At 64.5% G+C, this 17,733-nt stretch carries 21 protein-coding genes and 1 tRNA gene; 11 read left to right on the forward strand and 11 right to left on the reverse strand.

The window, feature by feature from the left end:
- Nucleotides 1-13 precede the first annotated feature (13 nt).
- Complete coding sequence (locus IQ24_RS13655) at nt 14-658, reverse strand: GntR family transcriptional regulator (RefSeq protein WP_145398727.1); 645 nt, start codon at nt 656-658, stop codon at nt 14-16.
- A 31-nt stretch (nt 659-689) separates the two neighbouring features.
- A complete protein-coding gene (locus tag IQ24_RS13660) occupies nt 690-1,373 on the reverse strand; it encodes a M48 family metallopeptidase (RefSeq protein WP_145398729.1) in 684 nt (227 codons plus the stop codon).
- 144 nt (nt 1,374-1,517) lie between these two features.
- Here IQ24_RS13660 and IQ24_RS13665 point away from each other — a divergent pair, with 144 nt between their 5' ends.
- Nucleotides 1,518-1,841 (forward strand): FYDLN acid domain-containing protein, encoded by a 324-nt coding sequence (locus tag IQ24_RS13665; RefSeq protein ID WP_145398731.1) that lies wholly within the window; start codon nt 1,518-1,520, stop codon nt 1,839-1,841.
- A gap of 146 nt (nt 1,842-1,987) precedes the next feature.
- Nucleotides 1,988-2,063, forward strand: a tRNA-Ala gene (locus IQ24_RS13670).
- A gap of 91 nt (nt 2,064-2,154) precedes the next feature.
- On the opposite strand, the gene IQ24_RS13675 is transcribed toward IQ24_RS13670, so the two are convergent.
- A complete protein-coding gene (locus IQ24_RS13675) occupies nt 2,155-3,012 on the reverse strand; it encodes a DUF7946 domain-containing protein (RefSeq protein WP_145398733.1) in 858 nt (285 codons plus the stop codon).
- Nucleotides 3,013-3,497: 485 nt separating this feature from the next.
- Here IQ24_RS13675 and IQ24_RS13680 point away from each other — a divergent pair, with 485 nt between their 5' ends.
- The 7 genes from IQ24_RS13680 to IQ24_RS13710 all read left to right on the forward strand — a co-directional run bounded on the left by IQ24_RS13680 (nt 3,498) and on the right by IQ24_RS13710 (nt 7,561).
- The gene (locus IQ24_RS13680; RefSeq protein ID WP_145398735.1) at nt 3,498-3,941 is read left to right on the forward strand and encodes an SRPBCC family protein; all 444 of its coding nucleotides are present in this window, start codon (nt 3,498-3,500) and stop codon (nt 3,939-3,941) included.
- 42 nt (nt 3,942-3,983) lie between these two features.
- Complete coding sequence (locus IQ24_RS13685; RefSeq protein WP_145398736.1) at nt 3,984-4,409, forward strand: YciI family protein; 426 nt, start codon at nt 3,984-3,986, stop codon at nt 4,407-4,409.
- 59 nt (nt 4,410-4,468) lie between these two features.
- Complete coding sequence (locus IQ24_RS13690; RefSeq protein WP_145398738.1) at nt 4,469-4,846, forward strand: YciI family protein; 378 nt, start codon at nt 4,469-4,471, stop codon at nt 4,844-4,846.
- Nucleotides 4,830-6,068, forward strand: a complete 1,239-nt coding sequence (locus tag IQ24_RS13695; protein ID WP_145398740.1) for an RNA polymerase sigma factor — start codon at nt 4,830-4,832, stop codon at nt 6,066-6,068. Before IQ24_RS13690 ends, IQ24_RS13695 begins: the two co-directional genes overlap by 17 nt.
- A gap of 88 nt (nt 6,069-6,156) precedes the next feature.
- Nucleotides 6,157-6,567 carry a VOC family protein gene (locus IQ24_RS13700; RefSeq protein ID WP_145398742.1) on the forward strand — a complete coding sequence of 137 codons (411 nt, stop codon included), beginning with the start codon at nt 6,157-6,159 and terminating at the stop codon, nt 6,565-6,567.
- Nucleotides 6,568-6,651: 84 nt separating this feature from the next.
- Entirely contained in the window at nt 6,652-7,128 is a 477-nt protein-coding gene (gene ybaK, locus IQ24_RS13705) for a Cys-tRNA(Pro) deacylase (RefSeq protein ID WP_145398744.1), read from the forward strand.
- Nucleotides 7,129-7,294: 166 nt separating this feature from the next.
- Nucleotides 7,295-7,561 (forward strand): hypothetical protein, encoded by a 267-nt coding sequence (locus tag IQ24_RS13710; protein WP_145398745.1) that lies wholly within the window; start codon nt 7,295-7,297, stop codon nt 7,559-7,561.
- 121 nt (nt 7,562-7,682) lie between these two features.
- Here IQ24_RS13710 and hemF read toward each other — a convergent pair whose 3' ends face one another.
- Nucleotides 7,683-8,543 (reverse strand): oxygen-dependent coproporphyrinogen oxidase, encoded by an 861-nt coding sequence (hemF, locus tag IQ24_RS13715; RefSeq protein WP_145398747.1) that lies wholly within the window; start codon nt 8,541-8,543, stop codon nt 7,683-7,685.
- 78 nt (nt 8,544-8,621) lie between these two features.
- Between hemF and IQ24_RS13720 the strand changes: the two genes are divergently transcribed.
- Nucleotides 8,622-9,035, forward strand: a complete 414-nt coding sequence (locus IQ24_RS13720) for a hypothetical protein (RefSeq protein ID WP_145398749.1) — start codon at nt 8,622-8,624, stop codon at nt 9,033-9,035.
- A gap of 5 nt (nt 9,036-9,040) precedes the next feature.
- On the opposite strand, the gene IQ24_RS13725 is transcribed toward IQ24_RS13720, so the two are convergent.
- The 3 genes from IQ24_RS13725 to clpS are packed head-to-tail and all read right to left on the reverse strand — an operon-like array spanning nt 9,041 to nt 11,208.
- A complete protein-coding gene (locus IQ24_RS13725) occupies nt 9,041-9,847 on the reverse strand; it encodes an SDR family NAD(P)-dependent oxidoreductase (protein WP_145398751.1) in 807 nt (268 codons plus the stop codon).
- Nucleotides 9,844-10,887 (reverse strand): class I SAM-dependent methyltransferase, encoded by a 1,044-nt coding sequence (locus IQ24_RS13730; protein WP_145398752.1) that lies wholly within the window; start codon nt 10,885-10,887, stop codon nt 9,844-9,846. Before IQ24_RS13730 ends, IQ24_RS13725 begins: the two co-directional genes overlap by 4 nt.
- Before the next feature lie 3 nt (nt 10,888-10,890).
- Entirely contained in the window at nt 10,891-11,208 is a 318-nt protein-coding gene (clpS, locus tag IQ24_RS13735; protein WP_145398754.1) for an ATP-dependent Clp protease adapter ClpS, read from the reverse strand.
- Between the two features lie 300 nt (nt 11,209-11,508).
- On the opposite strand from clpS, the gene IQ24_RS13740 reads away from it, so the two are divergent.
- Entirely contained in the window at nt 11,509-13,149 is a 1,641-nt protein-coding gene (locus IQ24_RS13740) for a D-alanyl-D-alanine carboxypeptidase family protein (RefSeq protein ID WP_199756580.1), read from the forward strand.
- Nucleotides 13,150-13,226: 77 nt separating this feature from the next.
- Here the strand turns inward: IQ24_RS13740 and ccoS are convergent, their stop codons facing one another.
- The 4 genes from ccoS to ccoG are packed head-to-tail and all read right to left on the reverse strand — an operon-like array spanning nt 13,227 to nt 17,623.
- Complete coding sequence (ccoS, locus tag IQ24_RS13745) at nt 13,227-13,385, reverse strand: cbb3-type cytochrome oxidase assembly protein CcoS (RefSeq protein ID WP_145398756.1); 159 nt, start codon at nt 13,383-13,385, stop codon at nt 13,227-13,229.
- Nucleotides 13,386-13,400: 15 nt separating this feature from the next.
- On the reverse strand, nt 13,401-15,596 hold the full coding sequence (locus IQ24_RS13750; RefSeq protein WP_145398758.1) for a heavy metal translocating P-type ATPase: 2,196 nt from the start codon (nt 15,594-15,596) through the stop codon (nt 13,401-13,403).
- A 1-nt stretch (nt 15,597) separates the two neighbouring features.
- Entirely contained in the window at nt 15,598-16,131 is a 534-nt protein-coding gene (locus IQ24_RS13755; protein WP_422386278.1) for a FixH family protein, read from the reverse strand.
- 55 nt (nt 16,132-16,186) lie between these two features.
- On the reverse strand, nt 16,187-17,623 hold the full coding sequence (gene ccoG, locus IQ24_RS13760; RefSeq protein ID WP_145398760.1) for a cytochrome c oxidase accessory protein CcoG: 1,437 nt from the start codon (nt 17,621-17,623) through the stop codon (nt 16,187-16,189).
- Nucleotides 17,624-17,733 lie beyond the last annotated feature (110 nt).

A 17,733-nucleotide genomic window follows, 5' to 3' on the forward strand; every position in this document is an offset into this window, starting at 1 on the left:
GGGTGCCGCAGCCTTAGCCCGTCGCCAGATGGCGCAGCCCATGCGTGACATCGGCACGGATCGCCAGACGCAGCCCCGGCTCATCCCCCGCCCGCAGTGAGGCCAGGATCATCCGATGATGCCGTGGCGGCTCATTGCGCCGCACCCGCCCGTAAAGCGCCCGCATCGTCGGCCCCAGCTGCAGCCAGACCGTTTCCACGATGGCCAGCATCGCAGGGGCCTGCGCGCGCAGATAAAGCGTGCGGTGAAATTCCAGATTGGTGCGGATATAGCCCAGGGCATCATGCCGCTCGGCCGCCTCGCCGATGGCGGCGTTGATCAGCGCCAGACGGTCGATCAGCGCCGGATGCGCCCGGGGCAGCGCGCGCGTGGCCAGTTCCGGCTCGATCAGCGCGCGCAGCGCCGCCAGCTCCTCGATCCGCTCGATGGTGGGCTCGGGCGTGGCAATGCGCCCCGATGAGGACAGCGTCAGCGCCCCCTCGGCCACCAGCCGCCGCACGGCCTCACGCACCGGCGTCATCGAGACGCGATGCTCGGCCGCAAGGCCCCGCAGGGTCAGCGCATGGCCGGGCGGCAGCTCGCCCAGCATGATGCGCCCACGCAGCGCGCGATAAAGGCGCTCATGCGCCGAGCTTTCCGAGGTACGGGCGTTGATCATGTTTCGATATGTGATCACAAATACGGTGGCGTCAATCCGTCTCGTCGCGGAACTGCCAGCTGAGCAGGTCATGGCCGTTCACCCGCAGCCAGTCGCGATGCGTCTGATAGCCCGGCATCAGCCGCGCGGTCGCCGCCCAGAAGGCGGCCGAATGGTCCATGTGCCGCAGATGCGCGACCTCATGGGCCGCGACGTAATCCAGCACCTGTGGCGGCGCCATGGCCAGCCGCCACGAGAACATCAGCCGCCCGTCGGTCGTGCAACTGCCCCAGCGGGAGCGCGTGTCACGCAGCGCGATGCTGGTGAAGGGTCGCCCGATGGCCGTCGCATGCCGGGTCGAGGCCGCCAGCAGGCGCTGCTGCGCCAGATGCTTGAGCCAGGCGGCGACGGTGACATGCGCAGGACGGTTTTCCGGCACCAGAAGCTGGTCGCCTTCGGGCCGGACGACTCGGACCCCAGCAGGTGTGATCGCCAGCGCCCGCCCCTCGACCGGGATCAGCGCGCCGGGACGGACCAGCCGCTGGCTGGGCATGCGGGCGCGGGTCTTTCTCAGCCATTCGGCGCGCGACTCGGCGAAGGCCTTGCCCTCGGCCTCGGGGACGCGCAGCGGCAGGGTCAGCACCACCTCTCCGTTCGCGCGTGCGACACGCAGGGTCATGCGCCGCGCCCGGGCCGAGCGGCGCACCGTCACCGGGATGTCTCCGTCTATCAGCATGCTCTGCCCCTTCTGCGCATTTTCCCGCAGACCACTTGACCTCACCCCCCGGCTGCGCCATTTGCATGGAAAAGCCTTTGACACCCTTTGCCGCCTGTGGCAGGGGTCAGCGGATTTACCTAACTGCGGCTGAAAGAGAATACCATGCCCAAAGAGGAATGGGGTACGAAGCGTCTGTGCCCGCATTGTGGAACGCGTTTCTACGACCTGACGAATGACCCGATGACCTGCCCGGCCTGCGGCAACACCTTCACCGCCGACAGCCTGGTTCAGGGCCGCTCGCGGTCGCTGATCTCCGAGAAGGCCTCGACGCGTGAAGCCGATCGGAACGATCTGGTGGATGACGAGGATCTGGACGATGACGCTGATGCCGGCGATCTGGACGATGATCTGCTGGATGATGACGACGATGACGGCGATGTTTCGCTGGACGACATCGCCGATGTCCCCGGTTCCGACGACGAATAACCGGACCTCCGGCAATGAGATGAGGGCCCCTTCGGGGGCCCTTTTCATTTAATTCGACCGAGGCGAGTTTTTCCGCTTGCACCCCCCCGAGACCATCCTTATACGACCCCTCACGCGGACGGCACTAGCCGATCCGGACCTCCGGTGGGGCCATAGCTCAGTTGGTAGAGCGCTTGAATGGCATTCAAGAGGTCAGGGGTTCGACTCCCCTTGGCTCCACCAAACTTCATATTTATCTATTTATTATCAATGCGTTAGGGAAAATTTCCCGCAACACGCTGAAAATCCCGCAACGAATCCCGCATCCCTGCCACTAGTTCCCCGGCGCGCGGCGACAATCTGAAAGCAGGAGGCGTTTGATCCGCCCGCTTGCAGAACTGACTCGCCGAGCGCGCATCTCCAGTTTGTTTGATGCACCAATCGTGGCCCCATGAAGAGACCATGTCAAAAAGGGGAGACCTCCAATCGGGAAGTCGCCGTCTGGCCTTATCGGCACCACGCGACCGAGTTGATCCACAAACGCACGAGCATTTCTAGAAATCGAATTGTATCTGGTCACGTTGCCTTGAAAGACCTCCAATCCGATGGCCTCCTCCCTTGTATTCACCCAGTCTTTGGTTTGGTCGTCTAGTGTGACCAATTCCTGACGCGGGGTGCCAATAGCTATTCGACGAATCGTTCCCTCCTCTCCTATTGGCCGATGAGCATCTTGAAGGCTCCCTTCCAAAGTCTCCGCAAGCTCATCCAAATCCGGAGGTGGGCGTTTAAGCTTGGGCGGCTCTCGCCGCGCATAGAGATTACGGAGCGTCGCTGTTTCCGGCTCGGAATCGATGGAGCCGGTTGCTCTTTTGATCGCTGTCTTGATGAAATCATACACTACTGGCCCACCCAGCGCCGCGGCGACCCCAGTCGTCGCAGGATTTGCCTCCATGAGGATCACAAGATCATATATGAAGCTGCCCTGCCGCGCCGGTTTTAGTAGGATAGACGCCCCCTTCAAAGCCGTGGCGCGGGTCACGACTTCTCCCGTCATGTAAGCGTGCATGATGATGTGAATTGCGCGGGTCATTCCGTCAATTGACGTTGCACCGTCGTAGGCCGGGAGCGAGTTCTGATCCGCCAGCCCCCCGGTATAAGTAATCTTTAACCGATGCTCCGCTATAGCTGGCATATCTCTCGTCCGTCACCTGTCAGCTTCCTTTCGCCACGTTCCCTTCGAACGCGATCGCACGCAAGGGCTCTTAGACAACTACGGCGTGCAAAGGCAAAAAATCCCGCAACAATTCCCGCAACATTTCGACCTCACCCTCGAGGCGGAATCCTGATATTACTCCAAAAAATCATAGCCTTAACTAGCAACTTCGGACTGGTTGTGCGCCCCTTGGCTCCACCAAATCGCTTCTTGCGATTTTTAAAATCCTCCCCCTAGCCACTGATATTTCTGGTTTCTTTGGAAACTGACCCGTCGGGCTTCTGCCGTTCATCCTGCGGCTGTCGGCGTCCTTCGCATGCCCCTTGCGAATATTCTCAGAAAAAAATCTTCGCCGGATGTAGGATCTTGTTCCGGCCCCGCGTCTTCATGTCAGAGCAGGCGATGAACTGCTTCGTCCCGCACCTCTGACAAGGTGGGACCACGCCGAAGAAGGGGAAGAAGACATGCCCAATACGATCCATCTGCACCGCGTCCTCGCGACCCGCCCCGACAAGGTCTATCGCGCCTTCACCGAACCTGACGCCATCGCCAGCTGGCTGCCGCCCTATGGCTTCCTCTGCACCGTGCACGAACTCGACGCCCGGGTCGGGGGCAAGCATCGGATGTCGTTTCGCAACTTCACCACCGGCCAAAGCCACAGCTTCGGCGGCACCTATAAAGAGCTGATCCCCGGTAAGCGGCTGGTCTATTCGGACCGCTTCGACGACCCGAACCTGCCCGGAGAGATGGTGGTCACCGTCACCCTGAAGGCGGTCTCGGTCGGAACCGAGATGAAGATCGAGCAGGCGGGCATCCCCGACCTCATCCCGGCCGAGGCCTGCTATCTGGGATGGCAGGAATGCCTGCAGAAGCTGCAAAAACTCGTCGAGCCCGAAATCAACCAGTGACGCGGCGGGCCCGTGCAACCGACAGAAACCGAAGGAAAGAACATGCGTGTCATCGTATTCGTGAAGGCCACCAGGGACAGCGAACAGGGGCTGATGCCCTCGACCGAACTGCTGGAGGCCATGGGCAAATTCAATCAGGAACTGGCCGATGCCGGGGTGATGATCACCGGCGACGGGCTGAAACCCTCATCCCAGGGCAAGCGCATCGCCTTTGACGGGCCCTCGCGCACGGTCATCGACGGCCCCTTCGCCGAAACCAAGGAGCTGGTCGCGGGCTACTGGGTCTGGGAGGTCAAGGACATGGACGACGCCATCGCCTGGGCGAAGCGCTGCCCGAACCCGATGCCCGGCCCCAGCGAGCTGGAGATCCGCCCCTTCTACGAAATGGCCGATTTCGCCGACGCCATGACGCCCGAGGTTGAAGCGATCCACAACAGCACGCGCGACAAACTGGCGGATCAGGGCTGATCGTGCATGATCGCATTCCAGCGGCGCCTTTCGAGGCGCGGCTGGAATGGAGAACCCAGATGCTTTACGCGATCCTTTGCTATCACGACGAAACCGTCACCTCGAACTGGTCGAAGGCCCATGACGACGAGGTCATCACCCGCCTCAAGCAGGTGCATGAGCGTTGGGCGCAGGAATTCGGGCCCATCGCGCGCCTGATGCCCTCGTCACAGGCGACGACGCTGCGCAAAACCGATGGCATGGTTCTGGACGGCCCCTATGCCGAGACGAAAGAGCAGCTTCTGGGTCTCTATATCGTCGATGTCACCGACCTTGCGCAGGGCCTGCAGATCGCGCGCGAGCTGACCGAAGCCAATCCGGGCGGGGCCTATGAGCTGCGCCCGATCATGAGCTATTACCCGGACGGAGCCGCAGCCAAGGATGACGCAGCCCCCTGACCTCACCTGGATCGAGGCGCGACTGATGGGCGCGCGGCCGCAGGTCTTCGCGGCTCTGCTGCGCTATTTCCGCGATTTCGATCTCGCCGAGGAGGCGTTTCAGGACGCCTGCCTGCGCGCGCTGCGGCACTGGCCCGAGAAGGGCCCGCCCCGCGATGCCACCGCATGGCTGATCATGGTCGGGCGCAACGCGGCGCTGGATCAGCTGCGCCGCCAGAAGCGCGTGACGCCCCTGCCGCCCGACAGCCCCGCCTTTGACGGCGCAAGCGATGAGCCGGACATGGTCGAACGCCTTGACGCCGCCGAGTACCGCGACGATCTGCTGCGGCTGATGTTCGTCTGCTGCCATCCTGAACTGCCGGCGACCCAGCAGATCGCGCTGGCGCTGCGCATCGTCTCGGGCCTGCCGGTGGCGCGCATCGCCGCAGCGTTTCTGGTCAAGGAAAAGGCCATGGAGCAGCGCATCACCCGCGCCAAGGCCCGCATCAGTGACGCCGACATTCCCTTCGAGCCCCCCGGCCCGCAGGAGCGCGCAGAGCGGCTGCAGGCGGTCGCGGCGATGCTCTATCTGGTCTTCAACGAAGGCTATACCGACGCCAACCCGGCCAGCGAGCGCGCGGCGCTGAGCGACGAGGCGATCCGGCTGGTGCGGCTGCTGCTGGAGATGTTTCCGGCCGAGCCCGAGTTGATGGGCCTGCTGGCGCTGATGCTGCTTCAGCATTCCCGGCAGGCCGCGCGCTTTGACGCGCAGGGTGAGGTCATCTTGCTGGAGGATCAGGACCGCAGCCTCTGGACCCGCCCGATGATCGATGAGGCGCTGTCGCTGCTGGAACGGGCCATGCTGCTTCTGCAGCCCGGCCCCTATCAGATCCAGGCCGCCATCGCCGCCCAGCACGCCCGCGCCGCACGCCCCGAGGATACGGACTGGCGCGGCATCGAACACCTGTACCTGGCGCTGGAGCGGCATCTGCCCTCGCCCGTCATCACGCTCAATCGCGCGGTGGCGGTCTCGAAACTGCGGGGGCCGGAGGCCGCGCTGGAGGTGATGGCACCGCTTGCCAAGGCGCTTGACGGCTATTTCTATTTCCACGGCGCGCGCGGCACCTTCCTGCGCGATCTGGGCCGTCAGGCCGAGGCGCGAGAGGCCTTCAACCGCGCCATTGCGCTGGCCAATACTCCCGCAGAGGCCGCGCATATCCGGCGGCAGCTCGATCAGCTGTAGCCCGCGCACCAAATAATTTCGGGACCGATGTCGGAACGGCGGGGCCTGCTTCGTCCTTGCCCTATGGAAACCCGAAAGGACCCCACCCATGACCAAGATGATTTTCGTGAACCTGCCGGTCACCGACCTTGCTGCCTCGACCCGCTTCTATCAGGCGCTCGGCTGCGAGCGGAACGACCAGTTCAGCGATGAGAATGCCGCCAGCATGGTCTGGTCCGATGCGATCGTCTTCCAGTTGCTGACCCGCGACTATTTCCAGACCGTCACCACGATGCCGCTGGCCGACGCAAATGCGGCCTGCGGCGCGATGTATGCGCTGAGCTTCGAGACGCGCGAGGCGGTCGACGCCGCCGTCAAGGTGGGTGAGGCCGCAGGCGGCAGGCAGAACGGGCGCCCGCCAATCGACATGGGCTGGATGTACAACCGCCAGATCCAGGACCCGGACGGCCATGTGCTGGAATTCGTCTGGATGGACATGTCGGGCATGGGTGCCGCCTGAGGGCGCGCCCGGCGGCGGGCAGCGGCCTTGCAGCCCTTGCCCGCAAGGCGCTAGGCTGCGCCTGATCCGACGGACGAGTCACAGATGAGCACTGCCACCCCCGCGACACGCGCCCTGACACAGGCCCGGCTGCCCTTTCGGGTGATCGAATATGACTATGTCTCGGGTCAGGACCGGATCGGGCTGCATGCCGCCGAGGCCATCGGCATCGAGCCGGGGCGGGTGCTGAAGACCCTGATGCTTGAGGTCGACGGCAAGCCCGCCTGCGCCGTCATCCCCTCGGATCGCAGCCTCTCGATGAAGCGCGTGGCGCAGGCCTTTGGCGGGAAGTCGGCGCAGATGATGCCGCCGGACAAGGCCGAGCGGCTGACCGGCTATCATACCGGCGGGATCAGCCCGCTGGGCCAGAAGCGCGCCTGCCCCATCGCATTCGAGGAAACCGCGCTTGGCTCGGCCGAGATCGTGGTGAACGGCGGTAAGCGCGGCATGATGATCGCGCTGGCGCCAAGCGATGCGCTCAGCGCCACCAAGGGCAAGCCCGCGCCTCTCTGCGCAGACTGAACCAAGCGGTTTTCACTTTTCACGCGGATCTCGCGTCCCTCTCACGCCCGTTTCACGGGGTCTGTGCAAGGATGATCCATGCCGAGAAACAACGGCTCAGGATGTAGACGGAAAATTAAGTTCTTCATGCAATCATCTGTATTGACGCCTGAAAGGGGTGAGGTCGATGAAACGGAGCATGTTTGCGTCAGATGCCGGGAACGCCCTGCAAGCAGGTGCCCGGATCGGAATGGACGAAAGTTTTGAAGCCGAGCTGGCCGAGGCATTTGGCCTCGCCCCCTCATGCACTGTGGATTTTTATGACGCGGTCATTCACGAACCGCAGCGCGTCAAACGGCCCGATCACTGGGCGCTTCAGCCCAGACTTCGGGCAATATACGCCCTGCTCAATTGTTTCAGCGAACGACGATGGGGGCATGACGAAAGCATTTGATTGGAACATTTCAGCATGCAGGGGATCTTGCGCCTCATCGGCAGCAAGCAGGCGCAGGACCCCGTATCCGGCCCAGCCCGATTTATCCGGGTTGGGCCAATTTCATGTCAGTCGCGCGCGTTCAGACCCATTTCGCCAGCGGCGGCAGGCTCATTAGCACGGCATTCGCGTCATGGCCGGTGGCCAGACCGAATTTGGTGCCCCGGTCGTAGACAAGGTTATATTCGGCATAAAGGCCGCGATGCTGAAGCTGGGCATCCTTGTCCGCCTCATCCCAGGGCTGGTCCATGCGCTTGCGCACCAAAGGCTCGAAGGCGGGCAGGAACGCCTCGCCCACGGCGCGGGTGAAGGCGAAATCGGCTGCCCAGTCGCCGGTGTTCAGGTCATCATAGAAGATGCCACCGACGCCGCGCGCCCGGTTGCGATGCGGGACAAAGAAATACTCATCCGCCCAGGCCTTGAAGCGCGGATAATAGCCCGCGTCATGCGCGTCGCAAGCGCGATGCATCTGCGCGTGAAAATGTGCCGTATCTTCAGCATATTCGAGGCAGGGGTTCAGGTCCGCCCCGCCACCGAACCACCAGCTGGCGGGGGTCCAGAACATGCGGGTGTTCATATGCACCGCCGGCGCTTGCGGGTTCTGCATATGCGCGACAAGGCTGATGCCGCTGGCCCAGAAGCGCGGATCCTCTGCCACGCCCGGAACGCCACGCGCCGCCATCGCCTGCTGCGCGGCTGGGGAAAGCGTGCCATGCACCTCGGACCAGTTGACGCCGACCTTCTCGAACACGCGACCGCCACGCATGACCGACATGATGCCGCCACCGCCGTCGTTCTCGCGCTCGGTCGGCGTCACCTCGAACCGACCGGCGCGCGCGTTGCCCGGCCCGTCATCCTCCAGCGTCTCGAATGCGGCCACGATCCTGTCGCGAAGGGTGTGAAACCAGCGCGCGGCCTCCTGCCGCTCTTCGGTCATCTGCATGGGATCCTCATTCTTTCCTGAATTGCCTGCGCGAGCGGGCCGACTTATGCTTCAACCTGTCAGATAGAGGTCTCGGACATGACCCGCAACATCGCCTTTTCACTCGTGGCCGTCGCATTGGTCGCAAGCTGCGGCACCCAGCAAGAGCAATGCATCCGCCGTGGCACCAGCGAATATCGCACCATCAACCGCCTTCTGGCCGAGGTCGAGGGCAACCTCGCGCGCGGCTATGCCTGGGAGGAGCGGACGGTGATGCGCACGGAACTGGACGATTGTCCGACCGTGGTGCGCACCAAGGACGGCGGTCGCGCCATCGTCTATCGCAGCTGCTTCCGCGACGTTGCCGATACCGAGCGTTACCGCGTGCCCATCGACCCGCTGGTCGAGACGCGCAAGCGCGACAACCTGATCGCCCGGAAGAAGGCGCTGACGCCCTCGGCCCGGGCGACGGTCGATGCCTGCAAGGTGGAATATCCCGAAGCGAAAACCTGAAGCCGCTAGAAGATCGCGGGCGTGCTGGGATCGGCGATGCTGCGCCCGCCATCGACGCGCAGGATCTGCCCGGTCACGAAGCTTGCGGCCTCGCTGGCCAGATATTGCACCGTCGCGCCCAGCTCATCCGCGCCCGCGATGCGGCCCAGCGGCGTGGCCGAGACCAGCCGTTCACGCAGCTCGGGCGCTTCCTTCAGGTTCAGTTGCAGCTGGTTCGACATGATGCTGCCGAAGGCCACGCCATTCACCCGGATGCGTTTCGGCGCCAGCGCAATCGCCAGTGAGCGCGTGGCCTGCGCCTGCGCCGCGCTGGCGATGGAATAGGCCAGCATATTCGGCTGCGGACGGTCTGCGACCAGCGAGGTCATGTTGATGATCGCGCCCGCCTGCAGCGGATCGGGCTCGTCCCGGGTCTGCTGGACCATGCGCTTGGCGACCAGCTGCGACAGCCGCAGGCTCGAGGTCATGTTCTGGCGCAGCATGTCGCCGATCAGCTCATCATCGGTCGACATCGGATCGCAAGCCTGCACGGTGCGATGCGCATTGACCAGAATGTCGACCCGGTCAAAAGCGTCGATGGTGGCCGACACCAGATTGGCCAGCGTCAGCTTCTGCCCCAGATCGCCACCAAATCCCAGAACGCGACCCTGCTGACCGTTGTCCGGACCAAGTTCAGCGTCCAGCGCCGCCTCATCATTGTCGGCAAAGACGACATTCGCGCCCTGCATTTCGAAATGGCGCGCGATCGCCAGACCTATGCCGCGCGCGGCGCCGGTCACGATGGCGGTCTTGCCCTCGATCGAGAAGTTCATCTTTTCCTGCCTTTCGGGGCCCGGCCTGCGGCCTTGCCCGAGGTGGGTCTGCCCTGCGTTCCGCGCCCGGCACCGCTGGCCGTCAGGATCTTGAAGCGGCTGTCGCCGCCCAGTTCGGTCACCTCGGCGAAGGTTTCGCGCAGCACCGGCTCATAGGGCAGATGCCGGTTCGCCACCATCCAGAGCCGCCCGGCCCCGGTCAGCAGACGCGCCGCGCTGCGGATGAACCCGGCCCCAAGGGCGGGTTTCGCGTCGCGGCCGTCGTGGAAGGGTGGGTTCATGATCACCGCATTCACCGGCTCGGGCAGGCGGAAATCCAGCGCATCGGCCCAGTGGAACACGGCGCGGGGGTCGGTGATGTTGCGACGCGCGCAATCCAGCGCCACCGCATCGGATTCGACCAGATGCAGCACATCGACGCCCGGACGCGCCAGTATCTGCGCCGAGAGCCAGCCCCAGCCCGCCCCCAGATCGACGACCCGCGTCGGCAGCTTTTCAGGCAGATGCGCGACCAGCGCCTCCGAGGCCGGATCGGGACCATCGGCGGAAAAAACGCCAGGACGGGTGATCATTCCGGGGGCTGCCTCGGTCTCAGCCTCACGCCAGTCGGCGGGAAGCCAGTTCTGCGCCGGAATGGTGATGCGGAAGATCTTGCCATGCGCGCGGGAATGAACCTCATCCACCGGCGCAAGCGTGCGCATTTCGCGCAGCAGGCTGTCGATCCCGTCGGTCTTCTGCCCGTCGATCCAGAGGGACGCGCCCGCTGGCAGTCGCAACGCCGCATCGAAGATGCGCGCCCGTGCATCGGCCCGCGCGCGCGGCACCGTCACGATGGCCTGATCGAAGGTGCCGTCCGCCGACGTCGCGACCTGATAGCCCTGCGCCTGCAGGCTGCGGTGATCCACGAAGTTGCGCTGCACGATCTGCAGGTTCTGCGCGTCAAAATGTTGAAGATCGCTGTCGGCGCGTGCGCCTGAAAACAGGGTCCTCCCCTTTGGCGAGTCCTCGCCAAAGATCAATTCAAGCCGTGATCCAGCCACTGTCTACTCTTTTTCCATGGTGCATTGCAGCGGGTGCTGCTGTCGCCGCGCAAGTTCCATCACCTGCGCGACCTTGGTCTCGGCAATCTCGTGCGAATAGACGCCGACGACGGCGATCCCCTTGCGGTGAACGGTCAGCATGATCTCGATCGCCTGAGCATGCGTCATGCTGAACAGACGCTCAAGAATATGGACGACGAACTCCATCGGAGTGAAATCATCGTTCAACAACAAAACCTTGTACAGCGGAGGCCGCTGCGTTTTGGGACGCGTCTTGACCGCCAGATCAACATCCTCGCGGTCGTCGGGGCGATTGGTCATGATCGGTAAAGTCACTCTTGCGCAGGAAATCCGAGAAATGTCGTAAGGCTGAAATATAGAGCGTTTGCGCGCTGATGTAAGCCCTTCCCCCGGAAGAGCGGCAAGCGGCGCGGGAAAAAACAACTCCGATCAGGTGAAAGTTGAGGTTTCCGTATCACGATTTGCGTGATATTGTCTGAATATTAACGAAGGACCTGCACAAAGAACGGGTTCTCAGAGGCATAAGAGATCGGGACAGTGAGCAGAATCACCCATTTCGCGCGCGCGGGATTTATGATCCTCGTTGCATGGGCGCTACCCATGGCAGCCATTTCCGCACCTTATGCGGCCTATGTCATGGACGCCCGAACCGGGCAGGAAATCTATGCCCAGAACGCCGATACGCGGCTGCATCCGGCATCGCTGACGAAGATGATGACGCTTTACCTGGCGTTTTCCGCCATTGAGCGTGGTCAGGTCCGGCTGGACAGCAAGTTCCTCGTGTCGACGCATGCCGCAAACCAGGCGCCCTCGCGCCTGGGGCTGAAGCCCGGCCAACGGATCGAGCTTCGCTATCTGATCCGCGCCGCGGCGGTGAAATCCGCCAATGACGCGGCGACCACCATCGGCGAAGGTCTGGCGGGGTCGGAATCCAAATTTGCCGAGCAGATGACGCAGATGGCCCGCGCCCTTGGCATGCGCAACACGCATTTCCAGAACGCGAACGGTCTGACGGCGACCGGCCATTACTCGTCGGCCCGCGACATGTCGCTGCTGGGGCGTCACCTCTTCTATGACTTCCCGCAATATTACTCGATCTTCTCGCGCCGCACCGCCGATGCGGGTATCGCCAATGTCGCCAACACCAACCGGCGCTTCCTTGACAGCTATGAGGGCGCGGATGGCATCAAGACGGGCTATACCCGGGCGGCTGGATTCAACCTGACAGCCTCGGCGAAGCGCGGCAACAAGCGGATCATCGCGACCGTTCTGGGCGGCAACTCGACCGCGCATCGCAATGCGATGATGGCGCAGCTGCTGGATGCCGGTTTCGGCAGCGCGCCGAACCGCGTCCGTGAAACCCGCCCTGCCCCGCCGCAGGTCGTGGTTGAACGCCGCGTCCGGCGCACGGTTCAGGTTGCGGCCAATGAGCCGGTTGCCGCAGCACCCCAGCAGGGCCAGACGATCCGGATGTCGACCTCGTCCCGGCCGACGGCGCGCGCCTCCTCGGTTGCGGTCGTGACCCCGGCTGCGATCAATGCTGCGGTTGAGCGTGCACAGCGGGCTCCGGCCCCGGCTGCTGCACCGCCGGTGCAGGGCCAGACCCTTAGCGCCAGCGCGCGGCCGACCCGCAAGCCCGGCTCTCGCCAGATCGAGACCGCCTCGGTCGACGAACAGGATACGCGCAGCGGCGCACGCCCCGACACCCGCCCCGAGGGTGACCAGAACGACGGCGCGATCTCGAACCCCGGCCTTTCCTCATCGGCGCGTCCCGTCCGGTCGCCCCGTTCGGACCAGTCGGCAAGCCTTGCGCCTGCCGTTGCTGCGCCCGGTGCCGCCGCGTCGCTCTTTGTCCAAAGCAACGCGCCGCAGCCGGAGTCGCTCGCGATGCTGAACTCGAACGCGCCGGCCCCCCGGACCGAGACCATCATCCTCGCCTCCATGACGCCCGAGGATATGAATGAGCCCAGCGAGCAAGAGATCGTCTCGCGCTCGACCAATGCGGGCGGTCGCAACTATGGCGTCTCGCTGGGCCTCTTCCGCTCACAGGGCGAGGCCGAGCAGCTTCTGCTGCAGACGGCCCTGCAGGAAAGCGCGTCGCTGGGCACGGCCGCCCGTCAGGTGGCCAATACCAAGCGCGGCTTTCAGGCGAATTTCGTCGGCATGAACAAGGAAACGGCCGAGCTGACCTGCAACCGCCTGTCGGCACGGCAGCAAAGCTGCGTCATCATGGGTCCGTAACCCGGCATCCGCCATTCGCACATGCAAAAGCCCCGGTCAGCTGTGAAGCCGACCGGGGCTTTTGCTTTTCCAAGGCTTCAAGGCCTTGGCCGCTCGTCCCATTCCTTGGTCAGGATCCGCTCGGCATCGCCCTTGGGATCCTCATATTGCCGGTTGCGCAGCGACCAGAGGAACGCGAGCAGCCCCAGCCCGCCCATGGCGAGCGAGACCGGGATCAACAAACCAAGTATCGACATCGTCTTTCCTTTTTCTCAGCGCAGGCGCAGCGCGTTCAGCGTCACGGTGATCGAACTGATCGACATAGCAAGCGCTGCCAGCAGCGGCGTCGCGAACCCGGCCAGCGCGATCGGCACCGCGACGATATTATACGCAAACGAGATCGCGAAATTCTCTTTGATGCGGGTGCGGGCCTTGCGCGCGGTCTCAAGCGCATCGGCCACCGGAGCCAGATCATGGCCCAGCAGCACGATGTCAGAGGCCACGCGGGCCGCATCCAGCGCGGTCGCAGGGGCAATCGAGACATGGGCGGCAGCCAGCGCGGCGGTGTCGTTCAGGCCATCGCCCACCATCATCACCGCCGTCCCGTCTGTGCCCAGTTCCTGAACGATCTGGGCCTTCCGATCCGGGGCGACCTCGGCCTGCCAGTCCTTGATCCCCAACCGCTCGGCAATATCGCGCACGGCAGCGGAGGTATCCCCGGACAGCAGGACGACCTTGCGTCCGGAGGCCTCGATCATCGCCACGCAATCACGCGCGCCGGGGCGCAGCTGATCGACGAACTCCAGCCGGAGCGGTTCGGCGGGCCCGACGCGCAGCCAGCTTGAGGACAGAGCGCCGGTCCCGGCATTCGCGCCAACCCAATCGGCGCGGCCCAGCCGCACCTCCTGCCCCTGCCAAAGCGCCATGACGCCAGCGCCCGGCACCTCGACCTGTTGTTCCAACCGGGCGGGCTGGGTGCCCGCATCCTGCAAAGCCTTCGCCAGCGCCATCGACAAGGGATGCGCCGAGCCCTGCGCCAGCGCCAGCGCGACGGGTCGATGCGCTTCCGGGATGGTCTCGATGCGCTGCAATCGTGGCGTGCCCATCGTCAGCGTACCGGTCTTGTCGAAGACGACCGTCTGCACCTCGGCCATGCGCTCCAAAGCGGTGCCATCCTTGATCAGAAGCCCGCGCCGGAACAGCCGCCCCGAGGCCGTCGTCACCACCGCCGGAACGGCCAGACCAAGCGCGCAGGGGCAGGTGATGATCAGCACCGCCGCCGCGATATTGATCGCGAGGCGCGCATCGCCCGTGGCCCAGAACCAGCCGATGAAACTGACAAGCGCCAGCAGATGCACGACCGGCGCATAAAGCCGCGAGGCGCGCTCGGCCAGCGAGGTATAGCGCCCGCGCGCGTTTTCCGCCGCCTCGACCAGCGCTGAAAGACGCGAGAGCGAGCTGTCGCGCCCCGCTGCCGTCACCCGGATCAGCAGGGGCCCGGTCAGGTTCACCTCGCCTGCCGACAGCAGGCTGTGCGGCGCGGCCGCCACCGGCAGCGACTCTCCGGTCAGAAGCGAGCGGTCGATGTCGCTCTGCCCCTCGACCACCTCACCATCGGCAGGGATGCGCGAGCCCGGGCGGACGCGGATCAGATCGCCGGGCAACAGATCAGCGACGGCCACGGCCTCATCGCCATCGGCGTTCACGCGAAAGGCGCGCGGTACCTCAAGCGCGGTCAACTCTGCCGCAGCCGAACGCGCGACGGCGCGGCTGCGATAATCCAGATAGCGGCCGATCAGCAGGAAGAAGCACAGGCTGACAACGCCGTCGAAATAGGCGTGCTGGCCCGAGGACATCGTCTCGAACACCGAAATCGCGCTGGCGAGGATCAGGGCCAGCGCAATCGGCACATCCATGCCCAGCCGTCCCGCGCGCAGCGAGCGCCAGGCGCTGACAAAGAACGGCTTGCCGGCAAAGGCCACGGTCGGCAGCGCGATGGCCCCCGAGATCCAGTGGAACATGTCGCGCGTCGCGGCATCGGCCCCCGACCAGACCGCGACCGACAGGATCATCACGTTCATCATCGCGAAGCCCGCGACGCCCATGCGCATCAGCAGGTCGCGCCCCTGCCGGTCGGCAGCGGAGGTGCCCAAGGCCGAGGGGTCGAGTTCCAGCGCCTCATATCCTGCGCCTTCGACCAGCGGGATCAGCTCTTCGGCGGTCAGGCCGGGCGCGTCCACGGTGACGCGCCGCAGGGTCAGGTTGACGCGGGCCTGACGCACCTGGGGATGGGCCATCAGCGCGCCCTCGACATCGGCAATGCAGCTTGCGCAATGGACCGAGGGCAGCGACAGCACGACGTCTCCGTCATCTGCGCGGGCGGCCAGATGGGTGGCCAGAGGGGCCGCGTCACAGGCCGGGCAGGCCGAGAACGAAGGGCCGTTCGGGTGTAGCGATACGTCGGTCATCTCATTTCACCAGCGCGCCGTTGAAGTGGTCCAGCCGCTGGCGGAAGACGGTTCCATCGGCCGAGGTCGCCGTCAGATGGATGATCCAGGCCCCCGCCCCCAGCTGCAAAGGCGCGCGGAAGACGCCGCCCTCATAGGTCATCTGCGGGGTCTGATCCTCACGCACATGGGTTGGGCGGCCGATCACCACCTCCAGCGATTGCACCGGCGCGGGTCGCCCCTCGGCATCGCGGATCACCACGCTCAGCATCCCCCGCTCATAATCCGGGGTCGCCGTCCAGCCAAGCGCCTCCTGCTTCAAGCGGTCGCGGTCGAAGGTCTGAGAGGCCACATAGCTGTTCTTTACCTCCAGCCCCGGGAAGGTGCTGAGCGCCGAATAGGCCATCATCACGTTCACCATGATGATGACCCCGAACATGCCCACGCTGAAGATCAGCATCGAGCGTCCGGTGAACCGGCCCACGCCCGCAAACATCAGGAAAGGCGACATGAAGATCGCGGCCACGATAAAGAGCGTGTAAATCGAGGGCATCATGGTTTCGGCCTTTCTGTGGTCGTTTCGCAGGCATTGGGCAGGTTCGGGCGGGTCATCAGTTGCTTTTCCCATTGAAGACGGTCGAGACCGTGCTTTCGACGCCCGCATCCGTGTCCCTGATCAGCACGCGGATGTCGCTGCGCACCCCCTTGGCCAGCGCCGAACCCGGCGCGGCTGTCAGATAGAAGCGCTGCGTATGGGTGGTGTCGGCGGGCACGGGCATCAGATCGCCCTCGACCCCTTCCAGCACCAGCTGGGCATCAGGCAGCGGCTGGCCGTCCGCGCCCTCGACGCTGACCGCGAACTGTTGCGCGGCCCCCTGCTTGTTGCGCAGGCGCAGCTCATAGGTGTTGCGGATCGCGCCATCGGACATGGTGACGTAAAGCGGATTGCGCACGGGCGTGATGTTCAGGTCAAAAGGCGAGCGCAGGAACAGCGCAACCCCAAGCGCCACGCCGATCCCCGCCCAGAGGACGAAGTACAGCAGCGTCCGGGGGCGCAGGATATGGCGATAGGCCGGTTTCGGGGCAGCGCCCGCACGCTCGGCCTGCTCATCGCTGAGGGCAACGTAATCGATCAGCCCGCGCGGCTTGCCGATCTTGTCCATCACGTCATCGCAGGCATCGATGCAGAGCGCGCAGGTGATGCAAGCCAGTTGCTGGCCGTCGCGGATGTCGATGCCCATGGGGCAGACGTTCACGCAGGCCATGCAGTCGATGCAATCGCCGTGGCTTTGATCCTTCTGTGCTTTGCCGCGCGGCTCTCCGCGCCAGTCGCGATAGGCGACGGTCAGCGTGTCCTCGTCCATCATGGCCGCCTGAATGCGCGGCCAGGGGCAGGCGTAGATACAGATTTGCTCGCGCGCGAAACCGCCGAAGATGAAGGTCGTGGCCGTCAGGATCAGGATCGTGCTGTAGGCGATGAAGGGCGCGTGCCCCTGCAGCAGGTCTCGCATCAGGGTCGGCGCATCGGTGAAATAGAAGACCCAGGCCCCGCCGGTCATCACGGCGATCACCAGCCAGACCGACCATTTGGCCAGCCGCAGCCGCAGCTTGCGGAAATCCCAGGGCGCATTCCACAGGCGGACGCGGGCGTTGCGGTCACCCTCGATCCAGCGCTCGGTCAGGATGAAAAGATCGGTCCAGACGGTCTGCGGGCAGGCATAGCCGCACCAGACCCGACCCAGAGCCGAGGTGAAAAGGAAAAGCCCCAGGCCCGCCATGACCAGAAGACCGGCGACGAAATAGAATTCATGCGGCCAGATCTCGATCCAGAAGAAGAAGAAGCGACGCCCCGCCAGATCGACCAGCACCGCCTGATCGGGCAGGTTCGGCCCGCGGTCCCAGCGGATCCAGGGCGTGATGTAATAGATGGCCAGGGTGACGGCCATGATGATCCATTTGAGGTTTCGGTACCAGCCGTGGACCCGGCGGGGAAAGATCGGCTCGCGTGCAGCGTACAGGCTCGGCGGGTCGATGTCGGAATTCGACATGAGTGGCTCCTGATTGGCGCGGCCGGTCTAGCATCCGGCCGTCTGGCCCGCTTTGATCTGCATCAACGGGCGCCCATACCCTAGGTCGGCAAATCCGGGCGCGGCATGGG

The sequence above is a fragment of the Paracoccus sulfuroxidans genome, from assembly GCF_007830335.1.
Lineage (GTDB): Bacteria > Pseudomonadota > Alphaproteobacteria > Rhodobacterales > Rhodobacteraceae > Paracoccus > Paracoccus sulfuroxidans.

What these genes read in the sequence shown, in the direction of transcription:
- IQ24_RS13655 (WP_145398727.1), bottom strand. Translation starts at nt 658, where the DNA reads ATGATCAACGCCCGTACCTCGGAAAGCTCGGCGCATGAGCGCCTTTAT.
- IQ24_RS13660 (WP_145398729.1), bottom strand. Translation starts at nt 1,373, where the DNA reads ATGCTGATAGACGGAGACATCCCGGTGACGGTGCGCCGCTCGGCCCGG.
- IQ24_RS13665 (WP_145398731.1), top strand. Translation starts at nt 1,518, where the DNA reads ATGCCCAAAGAGGAATGGGGTACGAAGCGTCTGTGCCCGCATTGTGGA.
- IQ24_RS13675 (WP_145398733.1), bottom strand. Translation starts at nt 3,012, where the DNA reads ATGCCAGCTATAGCGGAGCATCGGTTAAAGATTACTTATACCGGGGGG.
- IQ24_RS13680 (WP_145398735.1), top strand. Translation starts at nt 3,498, where the DNA reads ATGCCCAATACGATCCATCTGCACCGCGTCCTCGCGACCCGCCCCGAC.
- IQ24_RS13685 (WP_145398736.1), top strand. Translation starts at nt 3,984, where the DNA reads ATGCGTGTCATCGTATTCGTGAAGGCCACCAGGGACAGCGAACAGGGG.
- IQ24_RS13690 (WP_145398738.1), top strand. Translation starts at nt 4,469, where the DNA reads ATGCTTTACGCGATCCTTTGCTATCACGACGAAACCGTCACCTCGAAC.
- IQ24_RS13695 (WP_145398740.1), top strand. Translation starts at nt 4,830, where the DNA reads ATGACGCAGCCCCCTGACCTCACCTGGATCGAGGCGCGACTGATGGGC.
- IQ24_RS13700 (WP_145398742.1), top strand. Translation starts at nt 6,157, where the DNA reads ATGACCAAGATGATTTTCGTGAACCTGCCGGTCACCGACCTTGCTGCC.
- ybaK (WP_145398744.1), top strand. Translation starts at nt 6,652, where the DNA reads ATGAGCACTGCCACCCCCGCGACACGCGCCCTGACACAGGCCCGGCTG.
- IQ24_RS13710 (WP_145398745.1), top strand. Translation starts at nt 7,295, where the DNA reads ATGAAACGGAGCATGTTTGCGTCAGATGCCGGGAACGCCCTGCAAGCA.
- hemF (WP_145398747.1), bottom strand. Translation starts at nt 8,543, where the DNA reads ATGCAGATGACCGAAGAGCGGCAGGAGGCCGCGCGCTGGTTTCACACC.
- IQ24_RS13720 (WP_145398749.1), top strand. Translation starts at nt 8,622, where the DNA reads ATGACCCGCAACATCGCCTTTTCACTCGTGGCCGTCGCATTGGTCGCA.
- IQ24_RS13725 (WP_145398751.1), bottom strand. Translation starts at nt 9,847, where the DNA reads ATGAACTTCTCGATCGAGGGCAAGACCGCCATCGTGACCGGCGCCGCG.
- clpS (WP_145398754.1), bottom strand. Translation starts at nt 11,208, where the DNA reads ATGACCAATCGCCCCGACGACCGCGAGGATGTTGATCTGGCGGTCAAG.
- IQ24_RS13740 (WP_199756580.1), top strand. Translation starts at nt 11,509, where the DNA reads ATGGCAGCCATTTCCGCACCTTATGCGGCCTATGTCATGGACGCCCGA.
- ccoS (WP_145398756.1), bottom strand. Translation starts at nt 13,385, where the DNA reads ATGTCGATACTTGGTTTGTTGATCCCGGTCTCGCTCGCCATGGGCGGG.
- IQ24_RS13750 (WP_145398758.1), bottom strand. Translation starts at nt 15,596, where the DNA reads ATGACCGACGTATCGCTACACCCGAACGGCCCTTCGTTCTCGGCCTGC.
- IQ24_RS13755 (WP_422386278.1), bottom strand. Translation starts at nt 16,131, where the DNA reads ATGATGCCCTCGATTTACACGCTCTTTATCGTGGCCGCGATCTTCATG.
- ccoG (WP_145398760.1), bottom strand. Translation starts at nt 17,623, where the DNA reads ATGTCGAATTCCGACATCGACCCGCCGAGCCTGTACGCTGCACGCGAG.